Source organism: Streptomyces uncialis, from assembly GCF_036250755.1.
GTDB classification, from domain to species: domain Bacteria; phylum Actinomycetota; class Actinomycetes; order Streptomycetales; family Streptomycetaceae; genus Streptomyces; species Streptomyces uncialis.
Genome location: NZ_CP109583.1, coordinates 6,868,500 through 6,886,374, shown reverse-complemented (window position 1 = coordinate 6,886,374; position 17,875 = coordinate 6,868,500). Strand labels below are relative to the sequence as shown.

Here is a 17,875-nt window from a genome sequence, read left to right as displayed (position 1 = left end):
AGACTGAGAACAGCCCCAGCCGGGCGCCCCCAAAGGGGCGCGAGGAACTGCGCGAGCAACCAAGGACCACCCGCACCCGAACGGGAACCGCAAGAGGCGCGACCCAAGGGGCGCGGGGAACTGCGCACCCCACGAGCGACGGCACAGGGACAAGTACCCCCAGCACAGGAAACCCAGGGGCGCGACTGCGCGAAGGCGAGGACCGGCCCGCACCCGACGGACAACCCGCAGAGGGCAGCACCCAGGGGCGCGGGGAACTGCGCAAAAACGACGAGTGACGGCACAGGAACACGTACGTCCAGCCGGACAGACCTCGGAAGCGCAAGCGAAGGCGGCCCGCACAGGGGACCCGGACCCGCGTCGGCGGGCATCCCTCCGCGGCCCGGGGTTCAAGGGAGACGCGAACCGCTCAAACGTGCGGAGCACCCCCGCCCACCTGCGAAAACCAGGGCACCCCATGCCTGCCGCAGAGGCACTCCGTGCCGACTTTCTTGATTCGGAGAGGTTTTACCGATCAACCCTTTGATCGATCATCGATCAGGGAGTTACAGTCACCGTCGGGCTCCTACCCGAGCCCTCGCCCTGTCCTGCCAAGAACAAGGGCACCCCCCGGACCCCTACCGATGAGGGAACCCCCTTCGACACCGGAAGGCGGCGAAATGACCGACCCCACCGCGATCCAGCCCAGCCAGCTCGACCAGCTCCCCGACCGTGACCCCGAGGAGACCGCCGAATGGCAGGCCTCCCTGGACGCCGTCACCAAGGCCGCCGGTCCCCACCGTGCCGCGTACCTGATGCGGCGCACGCTGGAGCGCGCCGAGGGCGCCGGTCTCGCGCTGCCCAAGCTGCTGGAGACCGACTACGTCAACACGATCCCGACCTCCGCCGAGCCCGCGCCCGAGGGTGACGAGGCGCTGGAGCAGCGGATCGCCGGCTGGAACCGCTGGAACGCGGCGGCCATGGTCACCCGCGGCAGCAAACACGGCGTCGGCGGCCATATCGCGACGTTCGCCTCGGCCGCCTGGCTGTACGAGACCGGCTTCAACCACTTCTTCCGGGGCAAGGAGGCGGCGGACGCGCCGGGCTCCGGCGACCAGCTCTACATCCAGGGCCACGCCTCCCCCGGCATCTACGCCCGTGCCTTCCTCGACGGCAGGCTCACCGAGGCGCACCTGGACAACTTCCGCCAGGAGGCGGGCGGCAACGGACTGCCCTCCTACCCGCACCCGCGGCGGCTGCCCTGGCTCTGGGAGTTCCCGACCGTCTCCATGGGTCTCGGCCCGCTGTCGGCGATCTACCAGGCCCGGTTCAACCGGTATCTGACCAACCGCGGCATCAAGGACCTGTCCGCCTCGCATGTGTGGGCGTTCCTCGGTGACGGTGAGATGGACGAGCCCGAGTCGACGGCGGCCCTCGCGCTCGCCGCCCGCGAGGAGCTGGACAACCTCACCTTCGTCATCAACTGCAACCTCCAGCGTCTCGACGGCCCGGTCCGCGCCAACTTCAAGATCGTCCAGGAGCTGGAGGCCCAGTTCCGGGGCGCCGGCTGGAATGTCGTGAAGTCGCTGTGGGGCACCGCCTGGGACGAGCTGTTCCAGCTGGACACCACCGGCGCCCTGGTACGGCGGCTGCGTGAGGTACCCGACGCGCAGGTACAGACGTACCAGACGCGTGACGCGGCCTACATCCGCGCGGACTTCTTCGGCAAGGACCCGGCGCTGGCGGAGCTCTCGAAGCTCGTCAGCGACGACAAGATCCTGGAGTGCTTCCATCTGTCGCGCGGTGGCCACGAGCCGCGCAAGGTGTACGCCGCCTACCGTGCCGCGGTCTCCCACAAGGGCGCGCCGACGGTGATCCTCGCGCAGACCGTGAAGGGCTTCACCCTGGGTCGGGGCTTCGCGTCGAAGAACGCGAACCACCAGATGAAGAAGCTGTCCACGGACGAGTTCAAGGACATGCGGGACCTGCTGGACCTGCCGATCGCGGACAGCGCGTTCGTCGACGGTGTGGTGCCCTACGGCCACCCCGGCGCCGACTCACCCGAGGTCCGCTACCTCCAGGAGCGCCGCGCGGCCCTCGGCGGCCCCGCCCCCGCGCGCCGGGTGCACCCGGTGGCGCCGCTGCCCGCGCCCGCGGACAAGGCGTTCGCGTCGTTCGACAAGGGCTCCGGCAGCCAGTCGGTCGCCACGACGATGGCGTTCGTCCGGCTGGTCAAGGACCTCATCCGGGACAAGGAGACCGGCCGCCGCTGGGTGCCGATCGTCCCCGACGAGGCCCGCACCTTCGGTATGGAGTCGCTGTTCCCGTCGCTCGGGATCTACTCGCCGAAGGGCCAGACGTACGAGCCGGTCGACCGTGACCAGCTGATGTACTACCGCGAGGCCCAGGACGGCCAGATCCTCAACGAGGGGATCACCGAGGCCGGGTCCATGGCGGACTTCATCGCCGCGAGCACGTCGTACGCGACGCACGGCGAGACGATGATCCCGTTCTACATCTTCTACTCGATGTTCGGCTGGCAGCGCACCGCCGACCAGATGTGGCAGCTCGGCGACCAGCTCGGGCGCGGCTTCCTGGTGGGCGCGACGGCCGGGCGGACCACGCTGACCGGTGAGGGCCTCCAGCACGCCGACGGGCACTCGCCGGTGATCGCCGCGACCAACCCGGCCGCGATGTCGTACGACCCGGCGTTCGCGTACGAGGTCGCCGCGATCGTCAAGGACGGTCTGCGGCGGATGTACGGCGAGCCGGTGGCCGGTGAGGACCAGGACGTCTTCTACTACCTCACGGTCTACAACGAGCCGATGCCGCAGCCCGCGAAGCCGGGCGGGATCGACGAGGGCATCGTCAAGGGGCTGTACCGCTTCAACACCGCGGAGTCCGCCGGGCTCACCCTGCCGGTGAACGCGCCGCGTATCCAGCTGCTCGGCTCCGGTACGGCGATCCACTGGGCGCTGAAGGCACAGCGGATGCTGGCGGAGGAGTGGGGCGTCGGGTCCGACGTATGGTCGGCGACCTCGTGGACCGAGCTGCGGCGCGACGCGCTGGAGGCGGACGCGGCGGTGCTGCGCGGTGAGGACCGGACGCCGTTCCTGCGCAAGGCGCTCGCCGGGGCCGAGGGGCCCGTGCTGGCCGTCAGCGACTACATGCGGCAGGTGCCGGACCAGATCGCGCAGTGGGTCGAGCAGGACTGGACCTCGCTGGGGGCCGACGGGTTCGGGCTCTCCGACACCCGGGACGCCGCGCGCCGCCACTTCGGTGTCGACGCCGAGTCGGTCGTCGTGGCCGCGCTGGCCCAGCTGGCGCGCCGCGGTGAGGTACCCGCCGCCGCGGTGAAGGAGTCGCGCGAGCGTTACGGGCTGTAGCGGTCCGGGAGCAGCCGTCCGAGGGGCGGGGGTGCGGGTGGCCGTGACGGCCGTCCGCGCCCCCGCCCTTCGGCGTTCCCCGGGCCGGCCGGGGGCAGGGGTGGCGGGCGGCATCATGGGGGGATGCGGGCTGCGCGGTTGATCAGGATGGTGCTGCTGCTCCAGGCGCGGGCGTCGATGACGGCGGCCGAGCTGGCGCGGGAGCTGGAGGTGTCCGAGCGGACCGTCACCCGGGACGCACAGGCCCTCTCCGAGGCCGGGGTGCCGGTGTACGCGGACCGGGGGCGCGTGGGCGGCTACCGGCTCGTGGGCGGCTACCGCACCCGGCTGACGGGCCTGGACCGGGGCGAGGCGGAGGCGCTGTTCCTGTCGGGGGTGCCGGGTGCCCTGCGGGAGATGGGGCTGGAGGACGCGGCGTCGGCGGCCCGGCTGAAGGTGTCGGCCGCGCTGATGCCGTCGTTGCGCGGCGCGTCCCGTACGGCCGCGCAGCGGTTCCATCTGGACGCCCCGGGCTGGTTCCACGCGCCGAAGGCCCCGGCGCTGCTGCCCGCGGTCGCGGACGCCGTCTGGGACGACCGCCGGATCACCGCCCGCTACCGCCAGGGCGGCGGCGTCTCCCCGGGGAGCGGCGAGGGGGAGGACGCGCGCCCCGCCGAGGTGGAGCGGGTGCTGGAGCCGTACGGGCTGGTCCTGAAGGCGGGTGTCTGGTACCTGTGCGCCCGGGCGGACACGGGGGCGTACCGGGTCTACCGGATCGACCGGTTCACGGCGGTGGCGGCCGGGGCGGAGCGGTTCGACCGGGACGGGGAGTTCGATCTGCCGGGGTTCTGGGCCGAGCGGGGCGCGCAGTTCGCGCGGGCCCTGCTGCGTACGTCGGCGGTCGTCCGGCTGTCGGCGGAGGGGGCGCGGCTGCTGCGGCACGCGGTGGGCGCGGCTGCGGCCGGGGAGGCGCTGGCGGAGCCCGGGGAGCCGGACGCGCGGGGCCGGGTGACGGTCACGGTGCCCGTGGAGTCGGACGAGGTGGCGTACAGCCAGCTGCTGATGCTGGGGCCGGAGGCGGAGGTGCTCGCGCCGCCCGCGCTGCGGCGCCGGTTCACGGACGCGACGGAGCGGATGGCGCGCCACTACCGCTGACGGACCGGCGGCGGCCGTGTCTCCCCCGGGCCGGGAGACACGGCCCGCGCGGGTGCGGGTCAGCGGCGGTGGGCCGCCGGATCGGGGTGCTCGCCCGCCCGCTCCTTGAGGATGAAGCCCCAGACGTCCGGGCGGCTGCCGTCCGTGTCGGTGACGCCGTACTCGTGGGCGAGTTCGCCGCTGTCGAGGGACCGTCCGGTGAAGCGGTGCCGGTCCGGGTCGGCGGCGAGGGCGGCGATCCCCCGGGCGAGGTAGGCCGGTGACTCGGACAGTTCCCAGTGCTGTTGCCCGCCGATGCCGTCCCGCCAGGTCTCCTCGGTCAGGCCGAAGGCGTCGAGCATCTCCTCGGAGCGCAGGAAGCCGGGGGTGACGGCGACGGCGGTGCCGCCGACGTCCTCCAGTTCCCCGGCGAGCAGGAAGGCCATCCGGATGGGGGCGTTCTTGGCGAGGTCGTAGTAGAAGTTCTCCCGGGAGACCTGGTTGGTGCGGGCGGTGCCGTCGGTGACCTCGATGAGCAGGGCGCCAGAGTGCCGTACCAGCAGGGGCAGCGCGACACTGCTGGTGATGATGTGGCTGCGGACCCCGAGGTCGAGCATCCGCAGGCCCCGGTCGAGGTCGACGTCCCACATCCGGGTGCCGAAGTCGAGGAGCGGGTTTCCGCCCCACATGTCGTTGACGAGGATGTCGAGCCGTCCGTGGTCGCGTTCCACCCGGTCGAGCAGGGCGCGTACCCGGTCGGCCTCCAGATGGTCGGTCGGGACGGCGATCCCGGCGCCGCCGGAGTGCGCGGCGGCCGCCGCCGCGTCGACGAGTTCCGCCGTGCCCTCGATGGTCTCCGTGGCGCGTCCCAGTTCGCTGACCCGCGCGCGGGTGGTACGTCCGGTGGCGTAGACGGTGGCTCCGGCGCGGCCGAGTTCCACGGCGATGGCGCGTCCGGCGCCCCGGGTGGCCCCGGCGACCAGGGCGATCCGGCCGGTCAGGGGCCCGCCGGGCGGGGTGGTCGCGGTGCCGGTGGCGGGAAGCGGAGTGGTGTGGTCGGTCATGGACCCGATGGTGCCGTCCAATCCGGACATCCTCTGTCGCCTTTCCGGCGGGGCTCCCCGGACCGGCCGCAACGGGTGCACGTACGCGCACTCGGCGTGCGGCGCGGGGGCCGAAGGCCGATGCTGGTCCCGTGATGGACGAGACGGAGTTCTGGGAGCTGATCGACAGCACCCGCGAGGCCGCCGGGCCGGACCCCGACGACCAGGCCGACGCGCTGGTCGAGCGGCTGCTGGGGCTGGACCCCGAGTCCGTCCTGGACTTCTCCCGGCATTTCGAGGCCCGCTACAACCGGGCGTACCGCTGGGATCTGTGGGGCGCCGCGTGGGTGCTGCTGGACGGGGTCAGCGACGACGCGTTCGACTTCTTCCGCTGCTGGCTGATCGGCCAGGGCCGGGAGGTCTTCGAGGGCGCCCTGCACTCCCCCGACGACCTGGCCGGGCTGCTGGACGACTTCGACCCGGCGGTGGACGGCGACGCGGAGGAGCTGGGGTACGCGGCGGACGAGGCGTACGAGCAGCTGACCGGTTCGGCCGCGCCGGACCTGGGGCTGCCGCCCCCGCCGCGGGAGCCGGAGGGCAGTCCGCTGGACTTCGAGGACGACGCCGTCCTCGCGAGCTACTACCCCCGGCTGTGGGACCGCTTCGGCCAGTCGGACATCTGAGCCGCCCGGGGCCCGCCGGTCACAGGGAGCGGCCCATCAGCACGTCGTCCACGTACTGCCCGCCGACGAGGAACTCCTCCGGCTGGACGCCCTCGACGGTGAAGCCCTCCGACTCGTACAGCGCGCGGGCGGGGGCGTTGTGCCCGAGGACGCGCAGGGTGATCCGCCGCGCGCCCCGCCGCCCGGCCTCCGCGACGGCGGCCCGCACCAGGGCGCGGCCCGCCCCGGTGCCGCGCGCGCCGTCGGTGACGGCGAGGCCCTGGATCTGCCGGACATGGGCGTTGGACGCGAGCGGGGTGGGGCTGCCGAGCCGGACATAGCCGACGACGGCGCCCGCCAGTTCGGCCACCAGATGGTCGTCGACAGCGTGCCGCTCGTCGAAGAACGGCTGGTACGGGGGCTCCGGCGCGGGGGAGACCGCGTGCAGGGTCGACCAGGTGTCACGGTCGATACGGGCGAGCGTGTCCTCGTCCCCGGCGCGCGCGGGACGTACGGACGGTACGGGACGATCGGGCATACCCGTCACCCTAAGGGGCAGGCGGGACGGCGTGCCGGGAAATTTCCGGTGCTGGTGAGCGCGTCCCGCCGGGGACGCGCGAGGGTTCCATGGGCAGGATGGGGTCATGCAGGCATCCCGTATCGCGGTCGCCGGAGCCTCCGGGCTGATCGGCTCCGCCCTCGTACGTTCCCTGGGCGCCGACGGACACCAGGTGGTCCGGCTGGTGCGGCGCGCGCCGCGCGGACCCGACGAGCTCCGCTGGGACCCGCTGCGCCAGCGGATCGACGCGGCCGGTCTCGCGGGCTGCGACGCCGTGGTGAACCTCGCGGGCGCGGGGGTGGCCGACCACCGCTGGACGGCGGCGTACAAACGCCGGATCCGGGACAGCCGGGTGCTCGGTACGGTCACCCTCGCGGAGGCCGTCGCGGCGCTGGACGTCCCGCCGCGGGTGTTCGTGAACGGCAGCGCGATCGGTTTCTACGGCGACACCGGTGACCGCGCGGTCGACGAGAGCGCGCCGCCCGGCTCCGGGTTCCTCGCGTCGCTGGGGATCGAGTGGGAGGAGGCCGCGGCGCCCGCCGAGGAGGCGGGGGTACGGACGGTGTTCGCCCGTACCGGGCTCGTGGTGGCCCGGCAGGGCGGGGCCTGGCAGCGGTTGTTCCCGCTGTTCAAGGCGGGGCTCGGGGGGCGGCTCGGGGACGGGCGGCACTACTGGAGCTTCATCTCGCTGCACGACGAGGTGGCCGCGTTGCGGTATCTGCTGGACACCGAGGAGCTGTCGGGCCCGGTGAACCTGACGGCGCCCGAGCCGCTGACGAACCGTGAGATCACGGCGGCGATGGGGCGGGTGCTGCGGCGTCCGGCGGTGTTCACCGCGCCGGCCCCCGCGGTGCGGTTGCTGCTCGGCGAGATGGCGACGGACGTGCTGACCAGCACCCGGGCGGTGCCCCGCAAGCTGCTGGACTCGGGGTTCGCCTTCGCGTTCCCCGGCATCGACGAGACCCTGCGGTCCGCCCTCCACTGACCGCCTTCGCTTGCGCCTTCGAGTTCTCCGGTGCGGGTCGTCCTCGCTTGCGCCTCTGGGTCTGTCCGGCTGGGCGTACTTGTCCCTGTGCCGTCGCTCGTGGGTTTCGCGCAGTTCCCCGCGCCCCTGGGGTTCCCCACCTGGGCGTACCTGTTCTCGTGCGGGTACTCCGGGGGTGCGCAGTTCCCCGCGCCCCTGGATGCTGCCCTGTTACGGTCGCTTCTTCGGGTGCGGGCCGGTTCTCGTCTTTCGCGCAGTTCCCCGCGCCCCTGGGGTTCCCCACCTGGGCGTACCTGTTCTCGTGCGGGTACTCCGGGGGTGCGCAGTTCCCCGCGCCCCTTTGGGGCGCTCCTTCAGGCGGCCTTTCGGGTGCGGGACCACCCTCCCCGCGCAGTCGCCGGACTCACCGGAGGGGGTGGGCGGGAATCTCTGCCCGCAGACTCCGATGCTCTTCAGTAGGGCCACAGGTACGTCCGACCGAGCGCGTCGGATCGAGGACGGAGAATCCCGACCGGCACCGACCCGAACAACCGGCCGGACGCGCCCCAAAGGGGCGCGGGGAACTGCGCAAAAACGAGAACAGGCCCGCACCCGAAGGGCGACACCAGGAGGCAGCATCCAGGGGCGCGGGGAACTGCGCACCCCACGAGCGACGGCACAGGAACGAAGTACGTCCAGCCGGACAGACCCCGGGGGCGCAAGCGAAGGCGACCCGTGCGTCCGTGCCACGGCGACGCGCGACTCCCGGAACCGCGTGGGTCTCCTAATCTCGACCGGAACTCGGGTATTCCGGAGCCGTGTTGGGGGCAGGAACGCCCGCAGCAGCCGCGCAACCTCGGGGAGGAGCACGTGCCTGAGCACGCACGCAACGCGGACGTCGTCATCGTAGGGGCGGGGGTCGCCGGACTCTCGGCCGCCCGGCACCTGGTCAGGGCGGGGATCGCCACGGTGGTGCTGGAGGCCGCAGGCCGGCCCGGTGGACGGATGTCCACCGAGGAGGTCGACGGCTTCCGGCTGGACCGGATCGCCCGCCCGCTGTCCACCGCGTATCCCGAACTCCGTCGCACACCGGCCCTGGAGGGGCTGGTCCTGCGGCCGTTCGCGCCGGGGGTGCTGATCCGGGGCGAGGACAGGTTCCACCGGATCGGCGAACCGAGAAACGTCCGGCGCGCGCGGGGCGCACGGAGCGCACGCGGTGCGCTGCGGGCGGCGCGAGCCCTGGCGCACACCCCCAGGGGCCCCCGGGCGGGCTGGTCGCCCCGGGTCGCGGGCCCCATCGGGGGGCCGCTGGACCAGGCGCGGCTCGCGTCGGCGCTGGCCCGGCTCGCGGACACCCCGGTGGAGCGGCTGCTGGCCCGGCCGGAGGTGCCGACCGCCGAGGCCCTCCCGGCACGGGGGTTCGCGCCCCGGACCGTCGACGGGTTCCTGCGTCCACTGCTGTCCGCCCTGCTGTGCGATCCGGAGCTCACCACGTCCAGCCGCTGCGCGGACCTCGCGCTGCACGCGTTCGCCCGGGGGCGGCTGTGTCTGCCCGAGGGGGGCGCACAGGCCCTCCCGGACCGGCTGGCGGCCTCGCTGCCGCCGGGGACGGTGCGTACCGGGGTGCGGGCGCGGACGGTGTCCACGACGCGGGTGGGGACCGAGGAGCACGGTGAGATCCGCTGCCGCGCGGTGCTGCTGGCCACGGACGCCAGATCGGCCGCCGAACTGCTGCCGGGGCTTCGGGTGCCGGACTTCCATCCGGTGACGGTGATCCATCACGCGGCCGGGGAGCCGCCGCTGGACGAGCCCTCGCTGGTGCTGGAGACGGAACGCCGTGGTCCGGTGGCGCACACGGCGGTGGTCAGCCAGGTCGACCCGAGCCGCGCCCCGGCGGGGCGGTCCCTGATCACGTCGACGGTGCTCGGGGCGCCGCCGCCCGGTCTGGAACGGCTGGTCCTGGCGCAGCTCGCGGAGCTGTACGGCACCTCGACGCGGGGGTGGGAGCTGCTGGCCGTGCACCAGGTGCCGGACGCGGTGCCCGCGATGCCCGCGCCCCATGATCCACGGCGGCCGGTCCGGGTGCTGTCCGGGCTGTACGTCTGCGGCGACCACCGGGACACGAGCACCCTCGGTGGCGCCATCCAGTCCGGGCACCGCGCCGCGACGGCGATCCTCACGGATCTCGCCCCGGAGCGTTCCCGGCCCCCGGAGCGGCTCGCGGCCTGACCCCGTACCTGCCGGGGGGCGGTACGGGGCCGGGCCGCGATGCCACGGACGCGGTACCTCGGACGTGATGACTCCGAGTACCTCCGGCCGGTGCCTCGGACCGGTGCGTCAGATCAGCGCGACCTTGTCGCGGTACGCGCGGGCCGGCGCGGTGTCCCGGTAGGGCTCCAGTCTGCGTTCGAAGTCCCGGACGTACTCCAGGGCCCGTACGGACCGCATGTCGGCCGCCTGCTGCGCGGCCTCGGCGCCCAGCTGGCACGCCTGGTCGAGCTCGCCGAGGCCGAGCCGGGCGCAGGCCAGCACCACCCGGCAGAACAGCCGGCTCCGGGCGAAGCCGGGGGCCCGCAGCTGGAGGGAGCGTTCGGCGTGCTGCGCCGCGGCCCGGTACTGCTGGAGGTCGCGGTAGCAGTGGCCGAACTCGTCGGCGAGCTGGGCCTGGTCGAAGAACCGGGCCCAGTGCGGTACGTCGTCCCCGGGCCGGGCGGCGTCGAGTGCCCGCTCGGCCCGTACCAGGGACGCCGTACACGCCCGTACCTCACCGAGCACGCCGTGGCCCCGGGCCTCCGCGGCGTGCAGCAGCGACTGGACGGTGTGCGGCGCGGACGAGCCGATGCCCTGCTGGGCGACCCGGGCGAGCTGCACGGCTTCCCGGCCGTGGCCGAGGTAGACGGCCTGGCGGCTCATGGTGACCAGCACGTACGACCCGTAGGCCCGGTCCGCGGCGGCCTGCGACAGCCGCAGGGCCTGGACGAAGTACCGCTGGGCGAGCCCGTGCGCGGCGATGTCGTACGAGGTCCAGCCCGCGAGCCGGGTCAGCTCGGCGGCGGCGCCGAAGAGCCGCCGTCCGGTCTGCTCGCCGTAGACCCCGCGCAGCATCGGCTCGGCCTCGTGCTCCAGGTACCGGACGAGGGCCTGGCGGGCGTGCCCGCCGCCGTAGGCGTTGTCGAGGGTGCGGAAGAGTTCGGCGACGGACCGCAGGGCGGCGATGTCCCCGGCGGTGACCCGGTGGCCGGGGCCGCGTTCGGTGCCGCGCTGTCTCTGTTGCGGGACCGTGCGGCCCTGGGCGGGGATACGGAGCGCCCCGCCCGGTTCGGCGGCCCGGACGGGACCCTCGGGACGGCCGGGCCGCTCCAGGCCCCGGACGGCCCGTTCGGGCAGTTGCCCGGCGCGTGCGGCGGCGAGCGCGGCGCGCTCGTCACGGCGGTCGGCGGGGACCCGTTCGTCGCCGCGGCTCACCTTGTCGTCGGCGCGACCGATGAGCCAGTCACGGCTGGGCACGACGAGCCCGGCCGGGGTGAAGGCGATCTTGCGTAGTTCGGCGTGGCTGCCGGAGTCCTTGCGCCACAGGCCGCTGACGATGTCGACGGCCTCCTCGGGGCCCGCGGCGAACTCCAGGCCCGCGTACACGGGCGCGCACGCGTCGAGCCCGAGGTCCTGGGCGGTGAGTCTGCGCCCGAGGCGGCGGGTGAACACTTCCGCGATGAGCGCGGGGGTGGTGCCGCGTGGCTGCTGTCCGCGCAGCCAGCGGGTCACGGATGTCTTGTCGTACCGCAGATCGAGCCCATGCTCCAGACCGAGCTGGTCGACCCGGCGGGCCAGCCCCGCGTTGGAGAACCCCGCCTCCGCGATGAGGGCGGCTAGCTGGCGGTTGGGTGTGCGCTGCGGAGGTCGTTCCGTCATCAGATGTGCGGTCTCCTGCCTTTCGGGCCACACCTTGAGCGGCCCTTATGGCCTTGTGAACGGCGTGAATGTAGCGGGAGAAGCCGTCCGCAACGCCACCTTCGCCCCGCATTCATCCGATCGTGTGAGGATCGGCCCGACGGCTGACGTAGTTCGGCGGGTCGTACAGTGGCTGGGGTGGATATATGCGCCCCAAAGTCATCAGGGAGGCACGTGCCGTGAGTGAGCTTCGGTTCGTCCGGCTGGGATTCGGCGCGGACAGGGTGGAGTACCGGGCGGCGTGGGACGAGCAGCGCCGGGTGCACGCGGCCCGGTTCGCCGACGAGGTGCCGGACACCTGCCTGCTCCTGGAGCATCCGCCGGTCTACACCGCCGGCCGCCGCACCCAGGACAGCGAGCGCCCGCTGGACGGCACACCGGTGATCGACGTGGACCGCGGCGGCAAGATCACCTGGCACGGCCCGGGGCAGCTCATCGGCTATCCGATCATGAAGCTGCCGCGTCCGGTGGACGTGGTGGCCCATGTGCGCAGGCTGGAGGAGGCGCTCATCCGCACCTGTGCGGAGTTCGGCCTGACGACCACCCGGATCGAGGGCCGCAGCGGGGTGTGGGTGCTCGGTGATCCGGTGGAGCGCCGCCCGGCGCTCGGCGGGCTCTCCCTCGACCTCGACCCCCGGCTCGCCGACGACGAGTTCGACCCCCGGATGAACGGCCCCGAGTACGCCCCGTCGAACGCGGGCCAGCGCCGCGAGGACCGCAAGGTCGCCGCGATCGGCATCCGGGTCGCCAAGGGCGTCACCATGCACGGCTTCTCGCTGAACGTGAACCCGGACAACACCTGGTTCGACCGGATCGTGCCGTGCGGCATCCGTGACGCGGGCGTGGCGTCGCTGGCGGGCGAGCTGGAGCGCGCTCTCACCATCGCGGACGTGCTGCCGGTCGTGGAGCGCCATCTCGCGGACGTCCTGGAGAACGCCGAGCTGCTGCCCCGCGAGGTGCCGGAGGCGCCCGCCACGGGACTGCGGCCCGCCGTCGCGTCCGGGCCGCGGCACACCGCGGGCGCCGGGACCTGACCCCGGCGGCGCCGGGCGCCGACGGCACCCGGTGCCGATGACATCTTGTTCCCCGGACGGGGGAATGGGCCCCGATGATCTGAGGTTGGACTCACATCAGGGCCGTACACCTGACGGGCGTACCCTGGTGGACGCCCATGAATCGAAGCACAGGGAGCCGATGTGTCCGCAGTCGCACCCGACGGACGCAAGATGCTGCGCCTGGAGGTCCGCAACAGCCAGACCCCCATCGAGCGCAAGCCCGAGTGGATCAAGACCCGGGCTAAAATGGGCCCCGAGTACACGAAGATGCAGAAGCTCGTCAAAAGCGAGGGACTGCACACGGTGTGCCAGGAAGCCGGTTGTCCCAACATCTACGAATGCTGGGAGGACCGCGAGGCGACGTTCCTCATCGGCGGCGACCAGTGCACCCGGCGTTGCGACTTCTGCAACATCGACACCGGTAAGCCCCAGGCCCTCGACCGTGACGAGCCGCGCCGCGTCGGCGAGTCCGTCGTCACGATGGACCTGAACTACGCCACGATCACCGGCGTCGCCCGCGACGACCTGGCCGACGGCGGCGCCTGGCTGTACGCGGAGACCGTCCGCCAGATCCACGCCATGACCGCGGAGCGCCCCGAGGGCCGCACCAAGGTCGAGCTGCTGATCCCGGACTTCAACGCCGAGCCGGACGCGCTCGCCGAGGTGTTCTCCACCCGTACCGAGGTGCTCGCGCACAACGTCGAGACGGTGCCGCGGATCTTCAAGCGCATCCGCCCCGGTTTCCGCTACGAGCGCTCCCTGAAGGTGATCTCCGAGGCCCGCGCGGCCGGGCTGGTCACCAAGTCGAACCTGATCCTCGGCATGGGCGAGACCCGTGAGGAGATCAGCGAGGCGCTGCGCGAGCTGCACGACGCGGGCTGCGAGCTGATCACCATCACCCAGTACCTGCGGCCGACGGTCCGCCACCACCCGGTCGAGCGCTGGGTGAAGCCGCACGAGTTCGTGGAGCTGAAGGCGGAGGCCGAGGAGATCGGCTTCTCCGGTGTGATGTCGGGCCCGCTCGTCCGGTCCTCGTACCGCGCCGGACGGCTGTACAAGATGGCCGTGGAGAAGCGCGGCGCGTACGTCGCCTCCCAGGCGGTCTGAGGCACCACCTCACGCGGACCCTGGCGGCCCGTGTGACTCTCCGCACAGGCTCCTACCCGCCGGTAGGAGCCAGGTCGACGCGGCCCCGACGGTCCCCGCAGGTGGGACGACCGCCGGGGCCGCGCCGCTGTCCGGCGCGGACCCGCGTCAGGGGTTCATCACCGTTTGACCGGTGGGTCACGCACTGGTAACACCGAACCGTGACCCAGGTTCCACTCCGCGTACACCGCCGTACGGCACCGGAGCACGAACCAGTACCGCACAACCCGTCGCGCCCGGCCCCCGGCCCCGCCGCGCCGCCGTGCGGGACCGCACCGCCCGCCGCGCTCCAAGGGGGAACCACCATGCAGGCCGCGCCGCCCGTCCGCGCCACCGCCCGCCCGTCCGTCACGACCGCGCTGCGCGCCGTCGAGTCGCTGCTGATGAGCGGGGGCCAGCGCACCGCCCGCCGCAACGCCTGGACCTCGGTCCTGGAGGACCGCCGCCGGGCCAAGGACCGCAGCGAGGCCGAGCTCGCGCTCCAGGACTCTCCCCACACCGCCCGCACCTCCTGACCCGGAACCGTCCGGCCCGCACCCCCGGACGGCTGCGCCCGGGCCCCTGAACCATTCGGCCCGTACCCCCTGAACGGCCCCACCCGGGTCTCCCGAACCGTCCGGCCCACACCCCCGTGAACGGCTCCGCCCGGGCCTCCCGAACGGCTCCGCCGCGTCTCCTGAGCGGTGCCGCCGCCCGGCGGTCGCGGACCGTATGTGACCGGCCCCGGACCGCCGCGGAACCCTTCCCGGGCCCGCCGCCCGCCTCCCCAGGCCGTTCCCGCGCGATCCAGGGGCCACCGGGCGTCGTGGGCGCCACTCGGGGCACGTAGACTTCACACATGGCGAGGAAGGAATCCGCAGCGGACGCTGCGAACCCGGGGCGGCTCAAGCAGATCGCCCTCACGTACAAGATGACCCGCAGGGCCGACTCCAAGATCGGGCTCGTGCTCGCGGGGGTCGGGATCGGCACCCTCGGTGTCTTCCTCGCGTTCGGCTTCTGGATCGGGCATCCGGTCTATCTGGGCATCCTCGGACTGCTCATCGCGCTCCTCGCGACGGCGATCACCTTCGGGCGCCGGGCCGAGCGGGCCGCGTTCGGCCAGATGGAGGGACAGCCCGGCGCTGCCGCCGCAGTCCTCGACAACATCGGCCGGGGCTGGTCCACCACCCCGGCGATCGCGATGAACCGCAGCCAGGACGTCGTGCACCGCGCGGTCGGCAAGGCGGGCATCGTCCTGGTCGCGGAGGGCAACCCGAACCGGCTCAAGTCCCTGCTCGCCGCCGAGAAGAGGAAGATGGCCAGGATCGTGGCGGACGTCCCCGTCCATGACCTGATCGTCGGCACCGGCGAGGGACAGGTCCCGCTGAAGAAGGTCCGCACGACGATGCTCAAGTATCCGCGCGTCCTCAGCGGCCCCCAGGTCACCGCGACCAACGACCGGCTGCGCGCGATGGGCGACCTGATGAGCAACATGCCTCTGCCCAAGGGCCCCATGCCGAAGGGCATGCGGATGCCCAAGGGCGGCCCGAAGACGCGCTGACCCGCGACACCCAAGCGAGAAGGGGCGCCGGAACCCGGACGGGTTCCGGCGCCCCTTCGTCATACCCGGGCCGGGTACGCGTCGGCCTGCGCTGTCCGTGGCGCCCGCCGTTCGGGATCAAGCAGCTGTGCCCCGTACAGGGACGGAACGGATGCCGTGCACGGGGTCCCGCGTCCGACGGGGCCGGACCATAGGCGACGACGTCAGATACGGACCTGGATCGTGCGGGCCAGCCGGTCGTGGAGACCGCGGCCGTCACGGTCCCAGACGAGGGCGGGGACGGCGAGGCACAGCAGCGCGCTGCGTACCAGGCCCCGCAGCGGGCGGGCGTAGCCGCCGTCCTCGGCGATCACCCGCAGACCGAAGAGCCGCCTGCCGGGGGTGAAGCCGACGGTGCCCACCGTGACGGCGTTCAGCACGAAGAAGACGAGCAGCGCCCAGTTGCCGGTGGACTGGCCGTAGCCGTCGGTGAGAAGGCCGTATGCGATCAGCATGCACAGGCCCCAGTCGACCGCGAGGGCACCGAACCTGCGGCCCGGGCGGGCGATCGAGCCGGGCCCGGACTCGGGCAGGCCGAGCTGTTCACCCCGGTATCCGAAGTCGACGCCCGCCTGCTCCGCGGCTTCGCGGGGGCCCGAGAGCCACGATCCGATTGCTTGCCTCTTGTCCACCCGTCCACGGTAACCGGGTGCGCGGGCCGTCCCGCTCCTGGGGTCCCGGGGCGGGGGCGCCGGGGAGAGGGCGTGCGCGCGGGGCGCGCACGGGCGGGTGACGCTCCTCACCGCCGTTCCCGGTCATGGCCGTGGCGCCACGGGGAATCCGGGTGGACGGCACCACCGCCGACGCCCTGGTTAACTTCGGCGAAACAAATGGGTCACGCTTGAGAAATCCCGCGTCCCTATCGTCAGGGCGAGCATGTGCCACCGCACTGGCGCACGTACGAGCTGCAACCCCGCCCCTCCCGGGTCGGGAGTAGGAGGAGTTGGATGTTCAAGAACGCCGACGAGGCCAAGAAGTACATCGCCGACGAGGACGTCAAGTTCATCGACGTCCGCTTCTGCGACCTGCCGGGTGTGATGCAGCACTTCACGATCCCGGCCAGGGTGTTCGACCCGGCCGAGGAGCTCGCGTTCGACGGTTCGTCCATCCGCGGCTTCCAGGCCATCCACGAGTCCGACATGGCGCTGCGCGCCGACCTGTCGACCGCGCGGCTGGACCCCTTCCGCCGTGACAAGACCGTCAACATCAACTTCTTCATCCACGACCCGATCACCGGCGAGCAGTACAGCCGTGACCCGCGGAACATCGCGAAGAAGGCGGAGGCGTACCTCGCCTCGACCGGTATCGCGGACACCGCGTACTTCGGTCCGGAGGCGGAGTTCTACGTCTTCGACTCGGTGCGCTTCAGCACCTCGGCGAACGAGGGTTTCTACCACATCGACTCTGAGGCCGGCGCCTGGAACACCGGTGCGGTCGAGAACAACCGCGGTTACAAGGTCCGTTACAAGGGCGGCTACTTCCCCGCCCCGCCGGTGGACCACTTCGCCGACCTGCGTGCCGAGATCTCCCTGGAGCTGGACCGGCAGGGCCTCCAGGTCGAGCGTCAGCACCACGAGGTGGGCACGGCCGGTCAGGCCGAGATCAACTACAAGTTCAACACGCTGCTCGCCGCGGCCGACGACCTGATGCTCTTCAAGTACATCGTGAAGAACGTCGCCTGGCGCAACAACAAAACCGCGACGTTCATGCCGAAGCCGATCTTCGGTGACAACGGTTCGGGCATGCACGTCCACCAGTCGCTGTGGAGCGGTGGCGTCCCCCTCTTCTACGACGAGCAGGGTTACGCGGGTCTGTCCGACATGGCCCGCTACTACATCGGCGGCATCCTGAAGCACGCGCCGTCGCTGCTGGCGTTCACCAACCCGACGGTGAACTCGTACCACCGTCTGGTGCCCGGCTTCGAGGCCCCGGTCAACCTGGTCTACTCGCAGCGCAACCGTTCCGCCGCGATGCGTATCCCGATCACGGGCTCGAACCCGAAGGCCAAGCGCGTCGAGTTCCGCGCCCCGGACCCGTCCTCGAACCCGTACCTCGCCTTCTCGGCGCTGCTGCTCGCGGGCCTCGACGGCGTCAAGAACAAGATCGAGCCGGCCGAGCCGATCGACAAGGACCTGTACGAGCTGGCTCCCGAGGAGCACGCGGGCGTCCCGCAGGTCCCGACCTCGCTCTCGGCCGTGCTGGAGGCCCTGGAGAACGACAACGAGTACCTCCAGGCCGGCGGCGTCTTCACGTCCGACCTGATCGAGACCTGGATCGACTACAAGCGCACCCACGAGATCGCCCCGATCCAGCTCCGCCCGCACCCCCACGAGTTCGAGCTGTACTTCGACCTCTAGGCGGGCCGGGCCGCCGAGGGATACCGGGCAACCGGACCTCGCGGCCACCGCGACAGCAGGCACGGCGTGGGCCGCCGCCCCGGA

General features: G+C 72.5%; 14 protein-coding genes. 10 read left to right on the top strand and 4 right to left on the bottom strand.

Annotated elements, in window-relative coordinates; genetic code table 11:
* The first annotated feature begins 659 nt into the window (after positions 1-659).
* Together aceE and OG711_RS28800 are read left to right on the top strand one after the other, a co-directional pair.
* Positions 660-3,365, top strand: coding sequence for a pyruvate dehydrogenase (acetyl-transferring), homodimeric type (aceE, locus tag OG711_RS28805; protein ID WP_073791329.1), 2,706 nt, complete (start codon positions 660-662; stop codon positions 3,363-3,365).
* 123 nt (positions 3,366-3,488) lie between these two features.
* Entirely contained in the window at positions 3,489-4,499 is a 1,011-nt protein-coding gene (locus OG711_RS28800) for a helix-turn-helix transcriptional regulator (protein ID WP_266514436.1), read from the top strand.
* A 59-nt stretch (positions 4,500-4,558) separates the two neighbouring features.
* Here OG711_RS28800 and OG711_RS28795 read toward each other — a convergent pair whose 3' ends face one another.
* The gene (locus OG711_RS28795) at positions 4,559-5,542 is read right to left on the bottom strand and encodes an SDR family oxidoreductase (RefSeq protein ID WP_329561385.1); all 984 of its coding nucleotides are present in this window, start codon (positions 5,540-5,542) and stop codon (positions 4,559-4,561) included.
* A 134-nt stretch (positions 5,543-5,676) separates the two neighbouring features.
* Here OG711_RS28795 and OG711_RS28790 point away from each other — a divergent pair, with 134 nt between their 5' ends.
* Positions 5,677-6,204, top strand: a complete 528-nt coding sequence (locus OG711_RS28790) for a DUF4240 domain-containing protein (RefSeq protein ID WP_073791335.1) — start codon at positions 5,677-5,679, stop codon at positions 6,202-6,204.
* Positions 6,205-6,223: 19 nt separating this feature from the next.
* Here the strand turns inward: OG711_RS28790 and OG711_RS28785 are convergent, their stop codons facing one another.
* Positions 6,224-6,721 (bottom strand): GNAT family N-acetyltransferase, encoded by a 498-nt coding sequence (locus OG711_RS28785; RefSeq protein WP_073791350.1) that lies wholly within the window; start codon positions 6,719-6,721, stop codon positions 6,224-6,226.
* A 106-nt stretch (positions 6,722-6,827) separates the two neighbouring features.
* On the opposite strand from OG711_RS28785, the gene OG711_RS28780 reads away from it, so the two are divergent.
* Both OG711_RS28780 and OG711_RS28775 read left to right on the top strand, forming a co-directional pair.
* Entirely contained in the window at positions 6,828-7,727 is a 900-nt protein-coding gene (locus tag OG711_RS28780; protein ID WP_073791353.1) for a TIGR01777 family oxidoreductase, read from the top strand.
* Positions 7,728-8,576: 849 nt separating this feature from the next.
* Positions 8,577-9,935: an NAD(P)/FAD-dependent oxidoreductase gene (locus OG711_RS28775; protein ID WP_266514552.1), complete on the top strand. Its 1,359-nt coding sequence runs from the start codon at positions 8,577-8,579 to the stop codon at positions 9,933-9,935.
* 108 nt (positions 9,936-10,043) lie between these two features.
* Here OG711_RS28775 and OG711_RS28770 read toward each other — a convergent pair whose 3' ends face one another.
* Positions 10,044-11,615: a regulator gene (locus OG711_RS28770; RefSeq protein ID WP_073791358.1), complete on the bottom strand. Its 1,572-nt coding sequence runs from the start codon at positions 11,613-11,615 to the stop codon at positions 10,044-10,046.
* A 218-nt stretch (positions 11,616-11,833) separates the two neighbouring features.
* On the opposite strand from OG711_RS28770, the gene lipB reads away from it, so the two are divergent.
* The 4 genes from lipB (at position 11,834) to OG711_RS28750 (ending at position 15,395) form a co-directional block, all read left to right on the top strand.
* Positions 11,834-12,688: a lipoyl(octanoyl) transferase LipB gene (lipB, locus tag OG711_RS28765; RefSeq protein WP_329561379.1), complete on the top strand. Its 855-nt coding sequence runs from the start codon at positions 11,834-11,836 to the stop codon at positions 12,686-12,688.
* Between the two features lie 162 nt (positions 12,689-12,850).
* Complete coding sequence (gene lipA, locus OG711_RS28760; protein ID WP_073791363.1) at positions 12,851-13,816, top strand: lipoyl synthase; 966 nt, start codon at positions 12,851-12,853, stop codon at positions 13,814-13,816.
* A 344-nt stretch (positions 13,817-14,160) separates the two neighbouring features.
* Entirely contained in the window at positions 14,161-14,370 is a 210-nt protein-coding gene (locus tag OG711_RS28755; protein ID WP_073791366.1) for an SCO2195 family GlnR-regulated protein, read from the top strand.
* Positions 14,371-14,693: 323 nt separating this feature from the next.
* A complete protein-coding gene (locus OG711_RS28750) occupies positions 14,694-15,395 on the top strand; it encodes a DUF4191 domain-containing protein (RefSeq protein WP_073791369.1) in 702 nt (233 codons plus the stop codon).
* A gap of 203 nt (positions 15,396-15,598) precedes the next feature.
* On the opposite strand, the gene OG711_RS28745 is transcribed toward OG711_RS28750, so the two are convergent.
* Positions 15,599-16,066, bottom strand: a complete 468-nt coding sequence (locus tag OG711_RS28745; RefSeq protein WP_073791372.1) for an RDD family protein — start codon at positions 16,064-16,066, stop codon at positions 15,599-15,601.
* Between the two features lie 315 nt (positions 16,067-16,381).
* Here OG711_RS28745 and glnA point away from each other — a divergent pair, with 315 nt between their 5' ends.
* Complete coding sequence (glnA, locus tag OG711_RS28740) at positions 16,382-17,791, top strand: type I glutamate--ammonia ligase (RefSeq protein WP_329561374.1); 1,410 nt, start codon at positions 16,382-16,384, stop codon at positions 17,789-17,791.
* The last annotated feature ends 84 nt before the right edge of the window (positions 17,792-17,875 follow it).